This is a genomic window from Shewanella sp. Isolate7 (assembly GCF_022398425.1).
Taxonomy (GTDB): Bacteria; Pseudomonadota; Gammaproteobacteria; order Enterobacterales; family Shewanellaceae; genus Shewanella.
Window position 1 is genome coordinate 1 of record NZ_JAKEVJ010000080.1, and the last position, 17,896, is coordinate 17,896.

A 17,896-nucleotide genomic window follows, 5' to 3' on the forward strand; every position below is an offset into this window, starting at 1 on the left:
AAAGGGCTGACGAAAAATGACTCACAGTTAGCCATGCTATTCACCTTGGCGAACCTGTTTAAAGTAGACCAGATGTTACGACGACAGCCAAGATCTGTCTGAAATCCGGGAACAGCCTGGAATTAGGTCGAAATTCGGCGTAAAACGGCAGTATGTTGGCCAAAATTGAACACTTAGCGTTCAAAAATCAGGCGGGCCGCTCAAAACCTCGCTCGATACCTAAATTGCAGGACTTGTTCGCAGTTTCCTAAGGTTTTCACCAACTGCTTGTGATTCAAGATGGGGAAAGGTGGCCTGGATTGATTGGTGACGTACCAGCCGGGGAATACGAGTACTGGCATGGCATTGACCTTGACTCCGCTGGCCTTGGTGAGCCAGTTGCCGACCCATTTGGCTTGTCTGCTGGCCTGTTCTATCGGCTTGGTCTCTTGCCAAGAGGGGAAGCATAAGCGGTTGTCTTTGGTACGCTTGTGGCGGCCTTTGGTTTCTATGGCAAATACACCATTTTTACCTATGGCGAGGTGGTCGATATAAAAGCTCTCTGCCTGCACATCATGGAAGACTTGGTAGCCCAGTGCCTGTAATCCGATAAGCTCGTTGGCGGTAGCGATTTCGGCGGTATGACCCAGACGTAATTTGGTCAGTTGCGTGAAGGCTTTCCAGGTTTTGCAGCCGCTATAAATCAGGCCTATGACTATGGTAAAGATGAATAGCCAGGGGACATCTTCTTGAATGATATGGGCTCTGAGGCTGTCGGTGGCGAAGGGAAAGGCAACAACCATGACGGCAATAACCAAGGCGCCGATAACATCCATCTGTAGATCTTGAATCTGTTGCTGTAAGCCGTAGGCGGGAATGCGAATGAGTTGGTCGCGATCGACGGGTAAATCTAGGGTGAGGTCACGCCGTTTTAGAATTAACCAAGCGACACTCATCACGACAAACATACCCGATAGCAAGACGGCTATTGATATGAGATTGGCGGCCAACTCTGTCATGTTCATCCTTGAAGCAAATGAGAGGGTATATCAGTGATTAAAGAGATAAACCCATGAATATGCGCATAATATACGCTCAACGTGTCTAAAAAGTAACTGGTAATTGGTCTAATTGTGACGTGTTTTTCAATCATGCTGGTTGCGGCCTTTCAGGTGGGATCTGGCTATAAGTTGGGCTCGCGTTCTGTGAGGACACGATCTTCATTGCTGTCGATTCTAAGGTAGACTCGTGAAGAGCAAGCGTAATTAATCAAGGAAGTAGAGGCTATATGCGATTTTCTAATACTAATGATCCCCATGGGCCTGGGTTTATCTATGTGATGCGTGAGCCCGAAAACCTCAATCAGATTAAGATTGGACTCAGCATTGACCCTATACGCCGTGCACGTGACTTGGATACGACTGGCCGCGCTCAGGAGTTGGATGTCTATTTTGCCATGCAGGTTGATGACATGAAGAAAGTTGAGACCATTATCCATAACTACTTTGATCATCTGAGGTATCCGGGCACAGAGTTTTTTATGGTGGTGCACCCGCTGCAAGAGATCGATCTTGGTAATCCTAAATATCTGGATGATGACACCATGGATATCTATCTGGATACCCGGATTGAAGAGATCTGTGACGGCCTCAGCTCAATTGGGATCGAGTGGCATGAGGTTTCGGTTGGGTATCTGCGCCAGAAGCATTTTGAGAGTGAGAATAACGGCGGGGGATTCTGGTAAGTATTTAGCGAGTACTGAGAGACGGATTAGAGACAGTCAAAGCAGAGCAGGCTCATCATTGGCTTGCTCTACTACAAGACATTCGTTACTGGCTTATTCAACCTGTATCCAATCGACCTCTACGCCGGCCTGCTCGAACATATCTTCGCTGACCTTTATCTTATCGCCCCAGCGAGAGAGAAAGTCGTCGCTGGGTTGTGGGCTGTGTACCACCTTTAGGCCGGTTTGGATGATCTTGGCGGCGCAGTTGGGGCAGGGGAAGTGGGTCACCCAGATCTCGCAGCTGCTGAGGTCGCGCTTAGCGTAGAGAATGGCATTTTCCTCGGCGTGCAGCGTCTTAAGCAGCTTCATCTCGCGGTTGTCGGTCTCGGCGCTGTCTGAGATGCCGTGGGGGTAGCCGTTAAAACCGAGCGAGACGATGCGATTGTTTTCGGTGATCACCGCACCTACTTGGGTGGAGGGATCTTTACTCCATGAGGCTACCAGTTCGGCCATCTGTAAAAAACGTGTTGCCCATTTGCTCATCATCTACTTAGCGTCCCTATTCTATATGGCTGAATATATTGGCTTAACCAGAAACAATTCTCTGTAGTGAACAATGATAAATCAAGTAACGTTTAACACAAAGTAAAGTCTGATGGAATGAGTATTTTCACTAATCTTACTCGTCACTTAACTTTGTGGGTAAGTGGGCCGTAAGCACTTGAGTGGGGCTTACAAGCAGCAAACCTTCACGAGCATCCCCTGACAGGTATGAGTGGCTGGTTATTGCTGTGGTCTCACTCACTGGTCACTTTGCTACAGGTATCGGCATTTTCTGGTGTGCAGATTCTGATTGGGGTGAAGACTATCTGTTCGAAGTCCTGGCCACTGACGATTTTATGTAGAGTAAAGATGGCTTGTCTGCCCATCTCATAGGGACTTTGACCGATATTGGTATGGGCAAGATGATCTTGTAGCATCGAAATCTGTTGCGGCGCTGCATCTGAGATAATTACCACGACTTCTTTGTTGTCTAACTTCTCCTTATAGGGAGTTATCATCTCTCTGTACAGGGCTTCATTATGCTGTGACCAGCCGCCGACTGCGATAAAGGAGTCAGCTTTGATGGGTTTGCCTTTTATGACAGATTCCATCTGTTTCACCGCCTGATTGAGTTGATCAAAGTTGGAAAAGGGCTCTCTAGTCTCGGTCCAGCCATTGTCATTATGTAGCCGTTTGCCAGGTGGGTTTTCATAGGTCTTGCCTGATAGTGCACTGCGAACACCCATGATTCTGAGATTTAGATTCGGCGAGTCAGGGCGCCCGGTTTGGATGATAAGGGTTCCGCCACTGGGCCTAAGTTTTTTCAGCTGCTCGCCCAGTGCGACGCCAAAGGCAAAGTTGTCTGTGCCTATATAGGCGCGGCGCAACTCTTGGTGTTCGGCTAACGTTGGACCGTCGAAATCTGAGTCGTAGGTGATCACAGGTATGCCGGCGGCCTTGGCTTTACGCAGGCTATTTTCGGCGAGAAATTTAGACTGGGTGATGGCAACGGCTATACCGTCAATTCCTTGGTCAATCAGCTCTTCTATCACTTTATCTTGCAGGCGCACGTTGGAGATTTCGGGCCCCAGATAAATGCACTCGACGCCTGTAAGTTGGCTGGCAGCATCTTGGCAGCCCAGACCACTCTGATCGAAGAACGCACCATAAAATTTGGGTACCACTGCAAACTTAAGGTCCTTGGCACTAACAGGAAAGGTGGCCATTAAGATCAGTGAGGTGAATGCTATGAATAACCGAGTCACGTTAGCCCCTCAAATAAATGAAACTAGGAGTTAAAGGGAGTTCTTACACTTTGACAATTTAATTTAGCAGAGCATTAGATGTAAAGATATGCGTAATATCAATGATTGTAATGAGTAAGCTCCCACTGGGCTTGATAGCCCCTGTGAGGCTGCACGCCTTAGGCAAGGCGCGTAACAGGCTGGCTAATAGGTTTAGGCTAACTTAAATTTATTTATCATGGCGCTGAGTTGCTGATTGGCGGCCGATAGGCTTTGGGTGCTTTCGAGGGTATATTGGCCATTTTGCAGCAGAGCCTGTGCCATCGCCTCTATGTTATGGATGTTTTGGCTTATTTTGGCGGTCACCATACTTTGCTCTTCTGAGGCGCTGGCAATTTGGCTACCCAAGTCGTTTATTTCGGCGATAGTGTGGGTATCAGCTCTTAAGGTCGAGAGGACCTGTTCAATCTGTGTGGTGCAGGATTGAGTGCGAGAAGCGAGCGTACCTCATCAGCCACTCCGGCACCCCCCCGTCCTTGTTCGCCGGCCCGCGCCGCTTCGATGGCGGCATTGAGTGCTAAGTTAATATGCTGATAAAGATGAATTAATTGGCGTGTGCCAACAATCTTAAGTAGCGTGTTTCTTTGATTGCGGGCTGTGGCGATAAAAAAGGAAGCCTGAACTTCCTTTTTGCAACGCCGCAGTGCATGCGACAATTTACTTGTAGAAGGCTTCGACTGTGCCTTTGACTGTCATCAGCAACGGTTGGCCGTGACGGTCCAGGGCCTTAGGGCTAGGAATTTTTACCCAACCTTCACTGATGCAATATTCTTCAACGTTGAAACGCTCTTTGCCGTTTACACGAATGCCTATGTCATTTTCGAAGATCTCGGCTACGTGGTGAGGGCTGCGAGGATTGACGGATAGGCGATCAGGCAGTGCCGGTAGTGATTTAGTGTCAGTCATAGTAGTTATCTTTAGTGAATAATTCGTGCGCTATTGTAGGCAATAGTGGTTGTGGGCTCAAGATGTATAGGACAGCCGTGCTTGTCGCTTAAGTTTTCAGGTTGAGTTTTTATCTGGGGACTGGAAAAATGGCCTACCTGCTTACCCGTCTTGGTCTAATGACTTAAGGATACTGCCGCAATGAATGAAGCGATTTCCATTGCATTACCCTCGCTGATCCATCGGATTGGTCGGGAAGCGGTGACTCTTGCGCAGTCCTTAGCAGGCGAATTTGCCTGCAGCCTTAAACGGGTGCGTCGCTCGCGTAACTGGCTGTTGACGGGTGGGGCCGTGGACGTGCAATCTTTTACTCTGGCCCTCAAGGCGCATCATCCAGAGGCGGCCCGATATCTTATCGCTAAGCTTGAAGCCGGACTGGCACTACATGCCGATAAGCTGGAGCCCTTGGAGGTGAAGTTGGTACGCCTGATCCGTGAGACGCCGGGTATTACCCTGGGAGAGCTGGTAGAGCAGACCCAGTGTACGCTCATTCAGGCACGCCAGGCCAGGTTCGATGCCGACAGTTAGGGAAGGTGCGAATAAGTCCCGTGCTTGCTCTGCGTGTGCTTAAAGTGGATAGATGCTAGGCACAGTTTGCAGCGAATGGCCCTAGTCCTTCGCAAGAACTGTAACGCAGCAAATACCGCTGTAAGCCTCGCCCTGCGGGGCTTTGATAGCAACACCATTTCGGCGTTATTCAACTTCAGCAGGCCTCGGCATGCTCTCAGTTGAATGCCTTGAACTGTCGCTGCTATCAAAGCCAGAGCTGTGCGACGATTTGTTCGCACCTTCCTTAGGCAATGCTTTCTATAGGAGTAATGACCTGATTCTCTTTTACACTAACGTTTGTTCGATGCTTGAGTATGATAGATTGATGGGCGCTCAATGGTTAGGAGGCAAGGTGGATGTGTGGCCGACTCAATGTGATTAGCGATCCCCTGTGCGACTGGGTGTCGGGTCAGCTGGGGATCAAGTTTCACAGCGAGACCAATAGGGATCTCAGGCCCACCCAGCGGGTGGCAACTCTAGCATCCGATGGCATGGCTCTAAACCAGGTCGATGCCAGTTGGGGGATAAAACCCGATTGGGCCAAACGCCTGCTGATCAACGCGCAGGCCGAGACGGTCAGAGAGAAACCTACCTTCGCCCAGGCGTTTGCTCATCACAGGGTTGTGGTGCCCTGTAGCGGCTGGTATGAGTGGCAACAGGCGAATGCTGTTAAACAGAAATATCTGTTTCAGAGGCGTGACGGGCAACCCATGTTGATGGCGGGGATAGTCTATCCTCAGCTTGATGGTGGTCATGCCCTGGTGACCCTGACCACTCAGCCGATTGCCAGCTGTGCCCCCTACCATCACCGCATGCCGCTGCTTGTCGAGCCGCAGGCGCTGGACTTCTGGTTTGGCGCTGCGCCCCACGAGCTGGATGCACTGCTGACCTCACCAAACATCCCCTTGTCTATCACCAGCTGTTAGCGGCTGTGAGGCCTATCTCCAGCGCCTGGGGAATTAATGCGCCATCGGGGCGCGGGTTTGCTTCTGGCTGGGTCGGAGGATTATCTGTGTGTTCCTGGGTGTGTGCCAGCGAGGTTTGTTGCCACTTCATCATCACTTTGGCTAATGCCCCCTTGTGGGAGAGAGTGTCGATGGCCTGATTGATGGCGCTGACCAGTGGCAAATGGTTTGCCTGCTTACTGAACATGAAGTGGATCTGGTTGCTGTCGACCAAGAGACTGAGTGGCGAGAGCACCACGCCATGGGATTGATTGGCCGTATAAGGCAGGGCCATGGCATCGCCAATCAGGATGTCGCCTCTGTCATAGGCCAGCATCTGGATCGATTGGTTAGTGTTTGGACTGAGTACCAGCAGGCCTTGATGTGACAAGGCGTCTTTTGAGGCCTGGTAGTCGGGGCCATACCAGCCGTAGAAGGGTGCCAATAATTTAAGTTGTTGGCTAAAGATATCTTGCCACTTTTCGACGTTGATCTGTTCGGCTCTCTCCGCCTTTACGAAGAGTTTGACCTCTTCACTACGATAGCTATTTGAAAAGTAAGCGTAGTTGGCTCTTTCATCGGTATAGCTGGCACCCATTATGATGTCTAGCATGCCGGTTTGTAACATCTGGTGGGCGCGTTTGGCTAGCATCTTGATGAAGTTGAGGCGACAACCCAGCTGCCGAGCGATCAAGGAGAGCATCTCGACATCCAGGCCGAGTACCTCGCCCTGTGGAGCTGTCCAGGAGTAGGGCGCCCAGTCGTTGAAATCGACGTTTAATGGCGTTGGACATAGGGAGGCGTCGGCTTGCGCCCAGGCTTGCCAAGGCGGGGTTAACAGCAATATGAGTAAGAGTATTTTTCTGTTCACGCTATTTTTGTTCGCACTGTTTTTATTCAGACTATTTTTGTTCGAACTACTTCTGTTTGTACTATGGCCTGTCAGGTTGTCGGACGTTTGGTTAATCACTGTGGTTACTGGCGCTCGCGTGATTCGATGCCATCAAGTTAGTGCCTGGGCAAAGGGTGAGCCGCCTCTGTAAGCCTAGTCTTTGCATTTAGCTTCTTCCAGCCAGAGCCTTTAGCTGGGGCTCAGAGGCTTTCTTATGATCCTGGTCAATATGGCGCCTATGAGTGCTTAGTATATTAGTTAGGTTTAATGCTTTGCGATGCAGGTATGGGGATAAGGCCGCTATGGGAGAACTGACGGATGCCAAGCTTATTCGGCTGTTAAAGACCTGTATCTTTATCGGGCTTTGCCTGATCGCGCTCGGGATCTATCTGCATAACTTTAGCGACACCATGGAGGCCATGGGGGTGACGGGTATTATCATCAGCGCCGTCTGTGTGGCCTTCGGTATGGTGTTATCGCTACCCACCAAGATGTATCTCACCTTTATCCTGGTAAAGCGTGAGACCGACAGGCAGGATGATTGAGTCGGATTAGCTATTGTATTGGTACAAGCTGACTGTACTTAGGGCCATGGCCAGCTAACGGCCGATTCTTATCTATAGTTAGCAAATGCTGAATTAAAACTCAGTTTTTAACACAAGGTTAAGGTTTTGAAAGGCAAGGTAATTTATACTAGACTCAAATAGGCCTGCCGAGCAGGCCTTCTTTTTAATCTGGATGACTATAAACGTATCGCTGTTATGTATAGAGACGATCTTCAGGAAGCTAACCTGACCTCCGCTAAGTACAAGAAGAGCATGCTCTATTCCTTGCTGCTCCTGTTGTTCCTGTCTGCCGTGTTGGCGATTGTCTACCTGACGTCCAGCAACAATATCGCCAAACAGCGGGAGATGCGCCAATATGCCGAGCTTGGCAATATGCAGGCAAACCTGCTTGCCGAGCTGAATATCGTGGGAATGGACTTGGCCTATTATGCCCACAGTGAGCTGGCCATCTCGACCCTGCAAGATAAAGACCCTCAGGCCAAGCGTTACCTCATCTCGCTGATGTTCCAGATCGGTAACCTCTACAAACATTATGATCAGATCCGCCTACTCAATGATGAGGGCGATGAGGTGATCCGCATCGATCAACTGCGGGACGACAGCCTTTACCTGGTGCCGGACGAGGCGCTGCAGAATAAGGCGGACAGATATTATTTCCGCGAGCTTGCCGGGCTCAGGCCGCAAGAGATCTATGCCTCGCCATTCGATCTCAATGTCGAGCATGGCGAGGTGGAGCAGCCCTTTAAGCCCACCATACGTTTCGCCACGCCTATCTATGGCCCGGCCGGGGACTTTATCGGTGCAGGAGTGATCAACTATCAGGGTAAAGACCTGTTGCAAATCATCGAAGAGTTGAATGTGCATGAACATGACAAGGCCTATCTGCTTAACGGTAAAGGCTTCTACCTTATGGCAGATCAAGCCGATAAGGAGTGGCGCTTCATGTTCCCCGAGCGTGAGCAGCTTAAGTTTGGTGATGACCACCCAGTGGCTTGGCGCAAGATGCAACAGGCGGAGCTGGGCAAGGTCGTGACGGACGATGGCGAGTATTATTTCAGCCGCTTTCAGCTGGCGCCGGATTCGCTGTTTACCATAGTGAATAAGGAGAGCGCCTATCTGGTTATGTTCGTGCCCGAGAGTAAGATTCTGGCCACCCAGCAGAATCTTAACAACAGCGCGCTGATCGCCTTCTTGTTGGTGTCACCCATGTTTGTCTTTCTGGCCTACAAACTGGCCAGCTCTCAGGTCGAGCAGCAGCGTCTGTTTAGTCAGCTGACCTTCGATGCCCGTCACGATGCCCTGACTGGCCTGTATAATCGCAGCGCCATCATAGAGTATCTGGGCAAGAACATCAGCCAAAGTCGACGTCAAAAGTCCGATCTGGCGGTGAGCTTTATCGATGTGAACGATCTGAAGAAGACCAATGATCTGCATGGTCATGAGGCGGGAGACGATCTGCTCAGGGGCGTGGCCGAGGTGATCAACATGTCGATCCGCAACGGAGACTTTGCCGCACGTATCGGCGGCGATGAGTTTCTGATCGTCTTTGTGGGCTGTGACGGTAGATGTGCCAACGATATCATGGAGCGAATTCAAGCCGCTTATGGGGTGATGGGACTGGGTAAGACAGGTAAGGCCTGGAGCCTGAGCTTTGGCTGTACTCAGCTGCTGCACGAGACCGACAATGTGGATAGTATCATAGAGCGTGCCGACAGCCTGATGTATGAACACAAGATGGGGCAGAAGAATCAGCAGATGCCCTAGATGGGTCTAAAGGCGGCGCTTAGGCGCCGCCTTTGGCATTAATTCCGGCCATTTGGCCTTTTTCGGTAATTAACCCAAGACTAATGGGGTAAAAACACCGATAATTCCCCTCAATTGTTTCATTCTCAAAAATAGCCTGTTGGGCCTCAGGGCGTTGCAGCGCAGTGGAAAGCACCCCATGGAAATCAAAGTAAATTTTCTCGATAACCTCAGACTCGAAGCCAAGTTCGACGACTTTACCGTTACCGCCGATCAGCCGATCCGTTACAAGGGTGATGGCTCGGCGCCTAGTCCCTTTGATTACTTCCTGGCATCGTCTGCCCTGTGTGCCGCCTATTTCGTTAAGGTCTACTGCAAGGCCCGTGATATTCCCACCGACAACATCCGCCTGTCGCAGAACAATATTGTCGACCCAGAGGATCGCTACAACCAGATCTTCCAGATCCAGGTAGAGCTGCCCGACGACATCTCGGACAAAGATCGCGAAGGGATCCTGCGCTCCATCGACCGTTGTACGGTTAAGAAGGTGGTGCAGACCGGCCCCGAGTTTAAGATTGAGACGGTGGAAAACTTAGACGCCGATGCCAACGCCATGTTGATGGGCCAGCCTGATGGTGACACCAGCACCTATATTCTGGGTAAAGATCTGCCGCTGGAACAGACCATCGCCAACATGACTGGCCTGTTAGCCGATCTGGGAATGAAGATAGAGATCTCCTCCTGGCGTAACATAGTGCCTAACGTCTGGTCGCTGCATATCCGTGATGCGGCCTCGCCTATGTGCTTCACCAATGGCAAGGGCGCGAGCAAGGAGAGTGCCCTCTGCTCGGCCCTGGGTGAGTTTATCGAGCGTCTGAACTGTAACTTCTTCTACAACGATCAGTTCTTCGGCCTGGATATCGCCAATAGTGATTTTGTTCACTACCCTAACGAAAAGTGGTTTGCCCTGACCGATGACGACTCGCTGCCAGAAGGGATGCTGGACGACTACAGCCTGGCCATCTACAACCCAGATGGCGAGCTGTGCGGCTCACACCTGATCGACACTAACTCGGGCAATATCGAGCGCGGTATCTGCACCATTCCTTACAAGCGTCGCTCCGATGGCGAGACAGTCTATTTCCCCTCGAACCTGATCGAGAACCTGTTTTTAAGCAACGGTATGAGTGCGGGCAACAACCTGCAGGAGGCCGAGGTGCAGTGTCTGTCGGAGATCTTCGAGCGTGCGGTAAAGCGTCAGATCATCGAGCAAGAGATAGTGCTGCCGGATGTGCCCATGTCTGTGCTGGAGAAGTACCCCAGCATTCTGGCCGGTATCAAGGGGCTTGAGGAGCAAGGCTTCCCCGTGGTGGTGAGAGACGCATCCCTCGGTGGGCAGTTCCCCGTGATGTGTGTGACCCTGATGAACCCTAAGACGGGCGGCGTGTTCGCCTCTTTCGGCGCGCACCCAAGCTTCGAGGTGGCACTGGAGCGCAGCCTGACAGAGCTGCTACAGGGCCGCAGCTTCGAGGGACTCAACGATGTGCCTAAGCCGACCTTCAACAGTATGGCGGTGAGCGAGCCGGAAAACTTCGTCGAGCACTTTATCGACTCGACCGGGGTGATCTCCTGGCGCTTCTTCAGCAACAAGGCGGATTATGCGTTCTGTGAGTGGGACTTCTCCGGCAGTAACGAGGAGGAGGCCAAGGGGCTGTTCGGCATTCTGGAAACCCTAGGTAAGGAGGTCTATGTCGCCGAGTTCGAAGAGCTGGGGGCATCGGCCTGTCGTATCCTGGTGCCTGATTATTCTGAGGTTTATCCGGTCGACGATCTCATCTGGGATAACACCAACAAGGCGCTGGACTACCGCGAAGATATCCTCAACCTGCATCGCCTGAGCGACGATGAACTGGCCGATCTGGTCAATCGTCTGGAAGAGAGCCAACTGGATAACTACACGGATATCCGTACCCTAATCGGTATCGTGTTCGATGAAAACACCGTCTGGGGACAGCTAACCATTATCGAGCTGAAGATCCTCATCTATCTGGCCCTGGGCGCTCACGAAGAGGCGCTGGAGCTGGTGGAAGACTTCCAGCAGTTCAACGACAACACTGTGGAGCGCGGCCTCTTCTATCAGGCGATGAACGCCGTACTCGAGGTGACCTTAGATGAAGATCTTGAACTCGAGCACTTCATTCATAACTTCACCCGTATGTTTGGACAGGATGTGATGGAGCAGGTGGTAGGTTCAGTGAAAGGCGAGATTCGTTTCTCTGGCTTGACCGAGACCAGCATGGCGCTGGAAGGCATAGAGCCGCACCTGCGTCTGATCGAGAGCTACAAGAAGCTGCATCAGGCCCGTAAGCTTAAGAGCGAACGGTGAGATACAGACAGTGAGTTACAGATAGTGAGCTAAAAAAGCGAGCCTTGGTGCTCGCTTTTTTGTGCTTGCTGTTTGGTGCTCGCTTTTGGGGGGCGGTTAGTCGAGCGGCTAGCCGTTTGCCTTGGCGCAGGCGGCCGTCTTTTGTTGCTGTACTTCGGGGCGCTTGTCCTGCATCGCCTTGAGGATCAACTCGTTACAACGCTTCTGCGCCCGTTGCTGCTCGGAGCGTGAACTTGGCTCGCCTATGTGGGCGATCATAGGTTTAAAGCTGAGAGCGGCGTTACAGTACATGGTCGACAGGCGCCTGCCGTGCTGATTGAGATCGTCACGCTCTGAGAGCTGCTGACACAGACTGGCGAACATGTGCTTGGCCTTGCGGGTGCAGTAGGCATATTGGGTGACATCCTGTTTGATGTCGGCGCAGACGCTGTTATCTCGGATTCGCCACAGCTGATGCTGAAAGCCGATAGGGGTGTCTTCATACACCAGGCGCTGGCTGACGACACGGGTGTTGGCGGCATCTTCATAGCTGGCGACAATGTTGCTGCTGACCATTTCCAGATAGGCGGCAAACAGCTGGGAGATAGGGTCCATGACTCGTCCTTAAGTGGTTAGCCTTAGCCATTTCCCTGCTAAAGGCTTTTGTTATGCCCCGCTAAGGGCTTTGTTATGCCCTGCTAAGGGCTTTTGTTTTGTCTATTTATTAAATGTTTGGCCTATAAATTAGGCGGCGATATTTTACGCGATTTATCGATTAGGTGCTAGTGCCAGTGCCAGTGCCGATGACTGTGTCTATGACAGCGCCTGTGACAGTGACTATGACCGTGCCTGCGTCGAAGGCACAGAGAATTAGGCGAAAAAGCGAATCTCAAGATTCGCCTTTCGGGACAAATATAAGATTAGAGCTTGGGATAAAGTCCGTTTTAATTTGTTCTCGCTAGTTTGCGCTATCGGGCATGTTTTATCTGCTTAATACAGGTGTCAGCATGCTGGTAATCTATAGTGATTGGCGTGATGCCAGCAGGGCTCTGCACAAACAGGGAGGGGAAGCTATTGCCACCTATGGAGCGTGCAAATTGGATTTCGGCCAATAGGGCCTGCTGGGTCGCTTCGTGGCGTAAGTCGGCGTTTAATTTGGCTTCATCCAGCCCCAGATTTTTGGCTAAGTCGATCAACACGGCATCGTCACTCGGGTTACGCGCCTTAAGATAGTAGGCCTCTTGTATGGCGGTTAGCATCTCGGTTTCGGCTTGTTGAGCGCGGGCGGCCAGTATGGCCCTGCAGGCGGGGTAGGTTGCTCGCCTTGGCGTGTTGAGCGCCCAAAACTCATGATTAAACTCTGTGCCTAACAGGGCCTCGATTCTTCGCCAATACGCGGCGATCTGCTGTTGCATAGCTATCGGCATAGGTTGGTCGCTATCTGGCGCGAGCCCGCCAAGCAGATAAACTATCTCAATCTCGCCCGATAGCGCCTGCTCGATTTTCGCCCAGGTGGGCTTGAATCCCCAGCACCAGGAGCACATGGGGTCGTAAACATAATACAGCTTATTCATATCGGGCCGATTCTCTGTCGAAATAGTATGCATACTATCATGGTGCATAGGCATTGAATTGATAACAGCTTATTGAGTGCTGTGATGGCTCTTGTTATGGCGACTCTTTTTACGGCGATCGTGCTTGATGAGTTACCACGACCGCCATATTCGCCCGCAATTATGAAAGCAGTTCTTCCACATAGGGACGAACCGCCTCTACGGAGTCCAATTCGTTAGGGATGGCGATGCTGCGATAGCCGTCGCCCAGGAAGGCGCGATCTACCTCAATCAGTACACCTGTCTCTTCGCCGTTGTCGACGAAGCTCACCTCCAGTTCTCTGGCACCGAAGAAGGAGTGTGACTCGGGCTTAAACTCATATTCCTGATAGCAGGGCAGATGTGAGGCGAACTCGCGAGCATGGATATAACCCGCCTCGATATCCGTCTTGTAGAGGCGATAGCCCGCCTGCTCGATAAGCTCTAACACCGCCAGCTGGGTGGGTGAGGGCAAGATGGTTAGCGGGTCTTGATCGCTGCCGTCGATGCCGTTCTTGATATCCAGGCCGGTCTGTAGCCAGACTTTGCCGATGCGTTGGCCAAAGAGGCGGGTGGCCGGCGTCTCGGGATGCAGATTGAGGTTGAACTGACGTGTGATGGTCTCGCCCGGCGCTATGGTCTGCTTCAGCATCGGCTTCCAGCTCTGCAGCACCATGCTCTTGTGGTATTTTATCTCATCATCGCCGACGCTCTTTTCCGCCTTGGCCTCGGCCATGATGGCAAACTCCAGGCCATTGAGCTCCTGTTCTACCTCACCACCTGTGATCACCACCTCGATGCGAAAGGGCTCTCCTGCGCGCAGTTGCTCATCGAGCAAAATGGTATCGACGCTGGCCTTGCCTATGCCGACACTGGCTAAGATTTTCTTTAACATTTTCTTTCCTTGAAGGTTTATTAGTCGCGCAGACCCTAACATTGTCCGTTTTGCGCTGCAACTGCCAGTGTGTAACGGCATTTTCAACGCCTCAAGCCTGAGCGCCTGAGGGCTATGACGCCAACAAGGTTCACATCCAGCCTGACTCAGGGTAGAGTACGCCACATAGAGTTAGGCCTGGGTGCAGGCGCAAAGATGAGAACTAGAGTCATGAGTGATGATAAAACGGTTATCGATAACCTGGACGATCTTGCCAGCTTTCTGCTGGCGGTGGAAAACGGCGGCCTAGGGCTAGAGGGCGTCGAGGGGGTCGGTATGGCGACCAATAATGCAGATGGCCGCCACTTTGTGGCCGTGTTCGACAAGAACCATAAACTCCTGCATGCCCGCTGGATAACAGATGAAGTGTTCGAGCAGGGTAAAGAGATGGTGCGTCATGGCGTCTCGCGCCACTAAGCAATTGATATAAAAAATGAAGCCCGCGGCATGACACCGCGGGCTTAATTATATGCTTCCCTTAACCCTAGATGAGTATTAGGGGATTATAGCTAAGAGGTGAAACCTAATGCCTTGTTTAGGTATCGATTTAGATACCTAAACAAAATCACAGGCATTTTCTATCGGCCTACCAGATCTTCACGCGTTGATCTTCAGGCAGGTACAGGGCATCACCCGGCTGAACATCGAACGCCTTGTACCAGGCATCGTGGTTACGTGGTGCTAGTGCACGGTAACGTCCTGGAGCATGGGTGCCGCCGCGAAGCTGGTTAAGCATGCTCTGCTCGGTACGCTTTTCTTTCCAAACCTGTGCCCAAGCTAAGAAGAAACGTTGATCGCCTGTCAGACCGTCGATAACGGGAGCTTCTTTACCATTGAGGCTCAGCTTGTACGCGTGATAAGCCATCGCCAGACCACCCACATCACCTATGTTTTCCCCTAGGCTGTTACGGCCATTAACGAAGTTGCCTTCGATAGGCTCATACTTGTTGTACTGGGCGGCTAGTTGATCGGCTTTGGTTTCAAATGCAGCGCGATCGGCATCTGTCCACCAGTTACGTTGGATACCGTTAGCATCAGACTTAGACCCCTGGTCATCGAAACCATGTCCCATTTCGTGGCCTATCACGGCGCCGATACCACCATAGTTAACGGCTGGATCGGCATTAGGGTCGAAAAATGGTGGTTGTAGAATGGCCGCAGGGAACACAATTTCGTTAAACGAGCTGTTGTAGTAAGCATTAACGCGCTGTGGTGTCATGCCCCAACGGTTGCGGTCAGTTTTTTGCAGCTCTTTGGCGATGCTATCTTCGCGGAAGAAGGTTCTTAGATTCTTAATGTTACCCACTAAGTCATTGTTGCTGATGGTCAGGCCATCAAACTCCTGCCAAACATCGGGGTAACCAATTTTAGGGTTGAAAGAGGCTAGTTTTGCATGAGCATTGACTTTGGTTTCTTCACCCATCCAATCTAGGCCGTCGATACGCTGTCCTAAGGCGGTGCGCAGGTTTTTCACCAACTCAGCCATCTGCTGCTTGGATGATTCAGGGAAGTAACGTTTGACGTACACCTTACCTATGGCAAAGCCTAATGACTGGGTACCAGACATCTGCTCAACAGCGCGTTTCCAACGTGGGCGAGGCTCTTGCTGTCCGCTTAATGTCTTGCCATAGAAGTCGAAGTAAGTGGTGTAGATCTCATCCGATAAGAGTTCGGCAATATCACTGACGGCGTGGAATGTCAGGTAATCCTGCCAAACCGTTAACGCTTCATTATTGATCAGCTCGATCATCGCCTTAATAGGTTCAGGCTGAGAGATGTTGAGCTGAGGAACTTTATAACCTGTCTCGGCGAAATAGATGTCCCAGTTAAAGCCTGGATACTCAGTGCTGAGTTGATCGCGCTTGATCTGATTTAAGGTGAGGTCGCGGTTACGACGTTTCTCTCGTGGCCAATGGCCTTCAGCGATTTTGGTTTCTAACGCTAAGATGGCCTCAGCACGAGGGGCTGCATCTTTAATACCAGCAAATTCAAGCATTTTGGTGATGTGGGCTAAGTAAGCATCACGAATCTTGACGAAACGTTCACTGTCTTCCAAATAGTAAGAGCGATCCGGAAGACCCAGGCCACCGGCACCGATAGACATCTCATACTGATCAGGATTGAGGCGGTTAAACCACATGCCACCACCAATAGGCGCGCTGATGCCCTCTAACCAGGCATTACCAAAGACTTTAGTGAGATCATCGGTAGACTTAATAGCGGCAATCTGATCTAAGGTTGGCTGAACCGGAGTGATCCCCAGTTTGTTGATGGTATCGATATCCATGTAAGCCTTGTAGAAGTTAGCAATAAGCTGCTCTTCTGAATTGAGGTCTTTACGACTGGCGATATCATCGATGATCTCTTTTACCTGAGTTTCACTGCGCTCTGCCAAGGCATTAAAGGCGCCAAAGCGGGTTTTATCTGCTGGCATAATGAAGTTGTCATACCAAGTTCCACTGGCATACATGAAGAAATCATCGCCCGGTTTAACATTTAGGTTACGGGCCGTGAGATCGACACCAAAGCTGCCTAATTCGGCTTTTGTCTGAGATGGAATGCTCACTTCAGATGAAGCTGCATTGTTAGAACGGCTATCTTGGTTGCTGCAGCCACCTAGAACTGCTGTGGTTAAGGCAATAGCGATTAGGGACTTTTTCATTGGTGCTCTCTTCCTCACTGAGTTATTTTTTTGATTTTAAAGCTATGGCCATAGAGCTTACCAAGCTGAACAACAAAGTTAAAACGCTTATCGGCGAGACAATTGTAATAAAAAAATACATAGCTTAATGCCTGGTTGGGCGACATAGGGGGGTTAGGCCTGAGTGTCTACGAGAGTGTGCCTTGGCGTGGGTCACAGCCTTAGATGGCAAGATAGGTTAGTGTAAAGAGATGCCCGCAGCGATAGCGTGGCGTTAGGTTTGGATAGTTAGGGTATTGAGAGTAACGAGAGTAAGGAGTTGTTATGCAGGGCGCGGATTATTTCATTAAGGAGCTTGAGTTAGAACAGCATGTCGAAGGGGGCTATTACTGTTCCTCCTACCGGTCACAGGAGGCCTTCGATGACAAGCGCCAGCTATGGACCAGTATTTACTTCCTGCTGCGTACCGGTGAGGTGTCTCACTTTCATCGATTGACCGCCGACGAGATGTGGTATTTCCATGGCGGTGAGCCGTTGACCATCTATATGATCGATGAGGTGGGCGAGTTGACCACGGCTCAGCTGGGGCTAGATATTGCCGCCGGTCAACGACCACAATTTCTGGTGCCTAAGGGCTGTATCTTCGGCTCTGCGATGAACAATCCGGGTTTCTCACTGGTGGGCTGCATGGTATCGCCAGGCTTTACCTTCGAGGATTTCGAGCTGTTCGACCGCCAGACCCTGCTGAATGCCTATCCCCAGCATAGGGCGATCATCGAGCGTCTGACCCGCTAATCCTGTGGGCTGTTTCGTGATTGAATAAAAAAAGCGCGACCCTAGCGGGCCGCGCCTTATCTCATCTAGCGAGTGACTACTTGCTCAGCCACTGGGCAATATAGTCCTTTAGATCCACCATGGCGGCGTTTGATCTGATCCAGTAATAGTGGACACTTTGCTAAGCACTATTTTTTAATTCAAAGTTCTCTGGACTCAAATACCCAAGAGCACTATGCCGTCTGGTCCGATTATAATCAACCTCAATATACTCAAATACCGCTTGTCTCATTTGATCACGCATCATGAGCGGCTCGTCTTGCAGTGCTTCAACCTTTAATGTGTGGAAGAAGCTTTCCACGCAAGCATTATCCCAGCAATTCCCTTTACGGCTCATGC

Annotated in this window: 19 protein-coding genes and 1 pseudogene; 9 read left to right on the forward strand and 11 right to left on the reverse strand. The window is 51.0% G+C overall.

Going from position 1 to position 17,896, the window contains the following annotated elements; translation table 11 throughout:
* Nucleotides 1-102: pseudogene (locus tag L1D47_RS16870) on the forward strand (IS5/IS1182 family transposase); the annotation flags it as partial.
* Nucleotides 103-200: 98 nt separating this feature from the next.
* Here L1D47_RS16870 and L1D47_RS16875 read toward each other — a convergent pair.
* Nucleotides 201-998 (reverse strand): nuclease-related domain-containing protein, encoded by a 798-nt coding sequence (locus L1D47_RS16875; RefSeq protein WP_239886140.1) that lies wholly within the window; start codon nt 996-998, stop codon nt 201-203.
* 269 nt (nt 999-1,267) lie between these two features.
* Between L1D47_RS16875 and L1D47_RS16880 the strand changes: the two genes are divergently transcribed.
* Nucleotides 1,268-1,723: a GIY-YIG nuclease family protein gene (locus L1D47_RS16880; RefSeq protein ID WP_239886141.1), complete on the forward strand. Its 456-nt coding sequence runs from the start codon at nt 1,268-1,270 to the stop codon at nt 1,721-1,723.
* Nucleotides 1,724-1,816: 93 nt separating this feature from the next.
* On the opposite strand, the gene L1D47_RS16885 is transcribed toward L1D47_RS16880, so the two are convergent.
* The 4 genes from L1D47_RS16885 to L1D47_RS16905 all read right to left on the reverse strand — a co-directional run bounded on the left by L1D47_RS16885 (nt 1,817) and on the right by L1D47_RS16905 (nt 4,458).
* Nucleotides 1,817-2,251: a cytidine/deoxycytidylate deaminase family protein gene (locus L1D47_RS16885; RefSeq protein WP_239886142.1), complete on the reverse strand. Its 435-nt coding sequence runs from the start codon at nt 2,249-2,251 to the stop codon at nt 1,817-1,819.
* A 251-nt stretch (nt 2,252-2,502) separates the two neighbouring features.
* A complete protein-coding gene (locus tag L1D47_RS16890; RefSeq protein WP_239886154.1) occupies nt 2,503-3,474 on the reverse strand; it encodes a substrate-binding domain-containing protein in 972 nt (323 codons plus the stop codon).
* 231 nt (nt 3,475-3,705) lie between these two features.
* Nucleotides 3,706-3,861 (reverse strand): hypothetical protein, encoded by a 156-nt coding sequence (locus L1D47_RS21250; RefSeq protein ID WP_239886155.1) that lies wholly within the window; start codon nt 3,859-3,861, stop codon nt 3,706-3,708.
* Nucleotides 3,862-4,209: 348 nt separating this feature from the next.
* A complete protein-coding gene (locus L1D47_RS16905; RefSeq protein WP_239886143.1) occupies nt 4,210-4,458 on the reverse strand; it encodes a DUF3297 family protein in 249 nt (82 codons plus the stop codon).
* A gap of 180 nt (nt 4,459-4,638) precedes the next feature.
* On the opposite strand from L1D47_RS16905, the gene L1D47_RS16910 reads away from it, so the two are divergent.
* Nucleotides 4,639-5,025: a ribosome recycling factor family protein gene (locus tag L1D47_RS16910; RefSeq protein ID WP_239886144.1), complete on the forward strand. Its 387-nt coding sequence runs from the start codon at nt 4,639-4,641 to the stop codon at nt 5,023-5,025.
* Nucleotides 5,026-5,402: 377 nt separating this feature from the next.
* Nucleotides 5,403-5,972 (forward strand): SOS response-associated peptidase, encoded by a 570-nt coding sequence (locus L1D47_RS16915; RefSeq protein WP_239886145.1) that lies wholly within the window; start codon nt 5,403-5,405, stop codon nt 5,970-5,972.
* Here the strand turns inward: L1D47_RS16915 and L1D47_RS16920 are convergent.
* Complete coding sequence (locus L1D47_RS16920) at nt 5,959-6,861, reverse strand: transporter substrate-binding domain-containing protein (protein WP_239886146.1); 903 nt, start codon at nt 6,859-6,861, stop codon at nt 5,959-5,961. The genes L1D47_RS16915 and L1D47_RS16920 overlap by 14 nt on opposite strands.
* A 332-nt stretch (nt 6,862-7,193) precedes the next feature.
* Here L1D47_RS16920 and L1D47_RS16925 point away from each other — a divergent pair, with 332 nt between their 5' ends.
* The 3 genes from L1D47_RS16925 to L1D47_RS16935 all read left to right on the forward strand — a co-directional run bounded on the left by L1D47_RS16925 (nt 7,194) and on the right by L1D47_RS16935 (nt 11,577).
* Nucleotides 7,194-7,427 carry a hypothetical protein gene (locus tag L1D47_RS16925; protein WP_041508676.1) on the forward strand — a complete coding sequence of 78 codons (234 nt, stop codon included), beginning with the start codon at nt 7,194-7,196 and terminating at the stop codon, nt 7,425-7,427.
* A 216-nt stretch (nt 7,428-7,643) separates the two neighbouring features.
* Nucleotides 7,644-9,212 (forward strand): sensor domain-containing diguanylate cyclase, encoded by a 1,569-nt coding sequence (locus L1D47_RS16930; RefSeq protein WP_239886147.1) that lies wholly within the window; start codon nt 7,644-7,646, stop codon nt 9,210-9,212.
* Nucleotides 9,213-9,390: 178 nt separating this feature from the next.
* Nucleotides 9,391-11,577: an OsmC domain/YcaO domain-containing protein gene (locus L1D47_RS16935; protein ID WP_239886148.1), complete on the forward strand. Its 2,187-nt coding sequence runs from the start codon at nt 9,391-9,393 to the stop codon at nt 11,575-11,577.
* Nucleotides 11,578-11,685: 108 nt separating this feature from the next.
* Here L1D47_RS16935 and L1D47_RS16940 read toward each other — a convergent pair whose 3' ends face one another.
* The 3 genes from L1D47_RS16940 to L1D47_RS16950 all read right to left on the reverse strand — a co-directional run bounded on the left by L1D47_RS16940 (nt 11,686) and on the right by L1D47_RS16950 (nt 14,043).
* Nucleotides 11,686-12,171 (reverse strand): hypothetical protein, encoded by a 486-nt coding sequence (locus L1D47_RS16940; protein WP_239886149.1) that lies wholly within the window; start codon nt 12,169-12,171, stop codon nt 11,686-11,688.
* A 353-nt stretch (nt 12,172-12,524) separates the two neighbouring features.
* On the reverse strand, nt 12,525-13,130 hold the full coding sequence (locus tag L1D47_RS16945) for a DsbA family protein (protein WP_239886150.1): 606 nt from the start codon (nt 13,128-13,130) through the stop codon (nt 12,525-12,527).
* A 160-nt stretch (nt 13,131-13,290) separates the two neighbouring features.
* The gene (locus L1D47_RS16950; protein ID WP_239886151.1) at nt 13,291-14,043 is read right to left on the reverse strand and encodes a sporulation protein; all 753 of its coding nucleotides are present in this window, start codon (nt 14,041-14,043) and stop codon (nt 13,291-13,293) included.
* A gap of 210 nt (nt 14,044-14,253) precedes the next feature.
* Between L1D47_RS16950 and L1D47_RS16955 the strand changes: the two genes are divergently transcribed.
* Complete coding sequence (locus tag L1D47_RS16955; RefSeq protein WP_239853209.1) at nt 14,254-14,499, forward strand: hypothetical protein; 246 nt, start codon at nt 14,254-14,256, stop codon at nt 14,497-14,499.
* A 169-nt stretch (nt 14,500-14,668) separates the two neighbouring features.
* Here L1D47_RS16955 and L1D47_RS16960 read toward each other — a convergent pair whose 3' ends face one another.
* The gene (locus tag L1D47_RS16960; RefSeq protein WP_239886152.1) at nt 14,669-16,744 is read right to left on the reverse strand and encodes a M13 family metallopeptidase; all 2,076 of its coding nucleotides are present in this window, start codon (nt 16,742-16,744) and stop codon (nt 14,669-14,671) included.
* Between the two features lie 303 nt (nt 16,745-17,047).
* On the opposite strand from L1D47_RS16960, the gene L1D47_RS16965 reads away from it, so the two are divergent.
* A complete protein-coding gene (locus L1D47_RS16965; RefSeq protein ID WP_239886153.1) occupies nt 17,048-17,518 on the forward strand; it encodes a cupin domain-containing protein in 471 nt (156 codons plus the stop codon).
* 160 nt (nt 17,519-17,678) lie between these two features.
* On the opposite strand, the gene L1D47_RS16970 is transcribed toward L1D47_RS16965, so the two are convergent.
* On the reverse strand, nt 17,679-17,896 hold a 218-nt coding region (locus tag L1D47_RS16970; protein ID WP_239885615.1), incomplete at its 5' end, for an IS3 family transposase.

Excerpts from the sequence above, each read along its gene's own strand:
- L1D47_RS16930 (WP_239886147.1), top strand. The coding sequence starts at position 7,644 with ATGTATAGAGACGATCTTCAGGAAGCTAACCTGACCTCCGCTAAGTAC.
- L1D47_RS16890 (WP_239886154.1), bottom strand. The coding sequence starts at position 3,474 with ATGGCCACCTTTCCTGTTAGTGCCAAGGACCTTAAGTTTGCAGTGGTA.
- L1D47_RS16955 (WP_239853209.1), top strand. The coding sequence starts at position 14,254 with ATGAGTGATGATAAAACGGTTATCGATAACCTGGACGATCTTGCCAGC.
- L1D47_RS16935 (WP_239886148.1), top strand. The coding sequence starts at position 9,391 with ATGGAAATCAAAGTAAATTTTCTCGATAACCTCAGACTCGAAGCCAAG.
- L1D47_RS16875 (WP_239886140.1), bottom strand. The coding sequence starts at position 998 with ATGACAGAGTTGGCCGCCAATCTCATATCAATAGCCGTCTTGCTATCG.
- L1D47_RS16910 (WP_239886144.1), top strand. The coding sequence starts at position 4,639 with ATGAATGAAGCGATTTCCATTGCATTACCCTCGCTGATCCATCGGATT.
- L1D47_RS16880 (WP_239886141.1), top strand. The coding sequence starts at position 1,268 with ATGCGATTTTCTAATACTAATGATCCCCATGGGCCTGGGTTTATCTAT.
- L1D47_RS16950 (WP_239886151.1), bottom strand. The coding sequence starts at position 14,043 with ATGTTAAAGAAAATCTTAGCCAGTGTCGGCATAGGCAAGGCCAGCGTC.
- L1D47_RS16965 (WP_239886153.1), top strand. The coding sequence starts at position 17,048 with ATGCAGGGCGCGGATTATTTCATTAAGGAGCTTGAGTTAGAACAGCAT.
- L1D47_RS16885 (WP_239886142.1), bottom strand. The coding sequence starts at position 2,251 with ATGATGAGCAAATGGGCAACACGTTTTTTACAGATGGCCGAACTGGTA.
- L1D47_RS16905 (WP_239886143.1), bottom strand. The coding sequence starts at position 4,458 with ATGACTGACACTAAATCACTACCGGCACTGCCTGATCGCCTATCCGTC.
- L1D47_RS16915 (WP_239886145.1), top strand. The coding sequence starts at position 5,403 with ATGTGTGGCCGACTCAATGTGATTAGCGATCCCCTGTGCGACTGGGTG.
- L1D47_RS16945 (WP_239886150.1), bottom strand. The coding sequence starts at position 13,130 with ATGAATAAGCTGTATTATGTTTACGACCCCATGTGCTCCTGGTGCTGG.
- L1D47_RS21250 (WP_239886155.1), bottom strand. The coding sequence starts at position 3,861 with ATGGTGACCGCCAAAATAAGCCAAAACATCCATAACATAGAGGCGATG.
- L1D47_RS16940 (WP_239886149.1), bottom strand. The coding sequence starts at position 12,171 with ATGGACCCTATCTCCCAGCTGTTTGCCGCCTATCTGGAAATGGTCAGC.
- L1D47_RS16960 (WP_239886152.1), bottom strand. The coding sequence starts at position 16,744 with ATGAAAAAGTCCCTAATCGCTATTGCCTTAACCACAGCAGTTCTAGGT.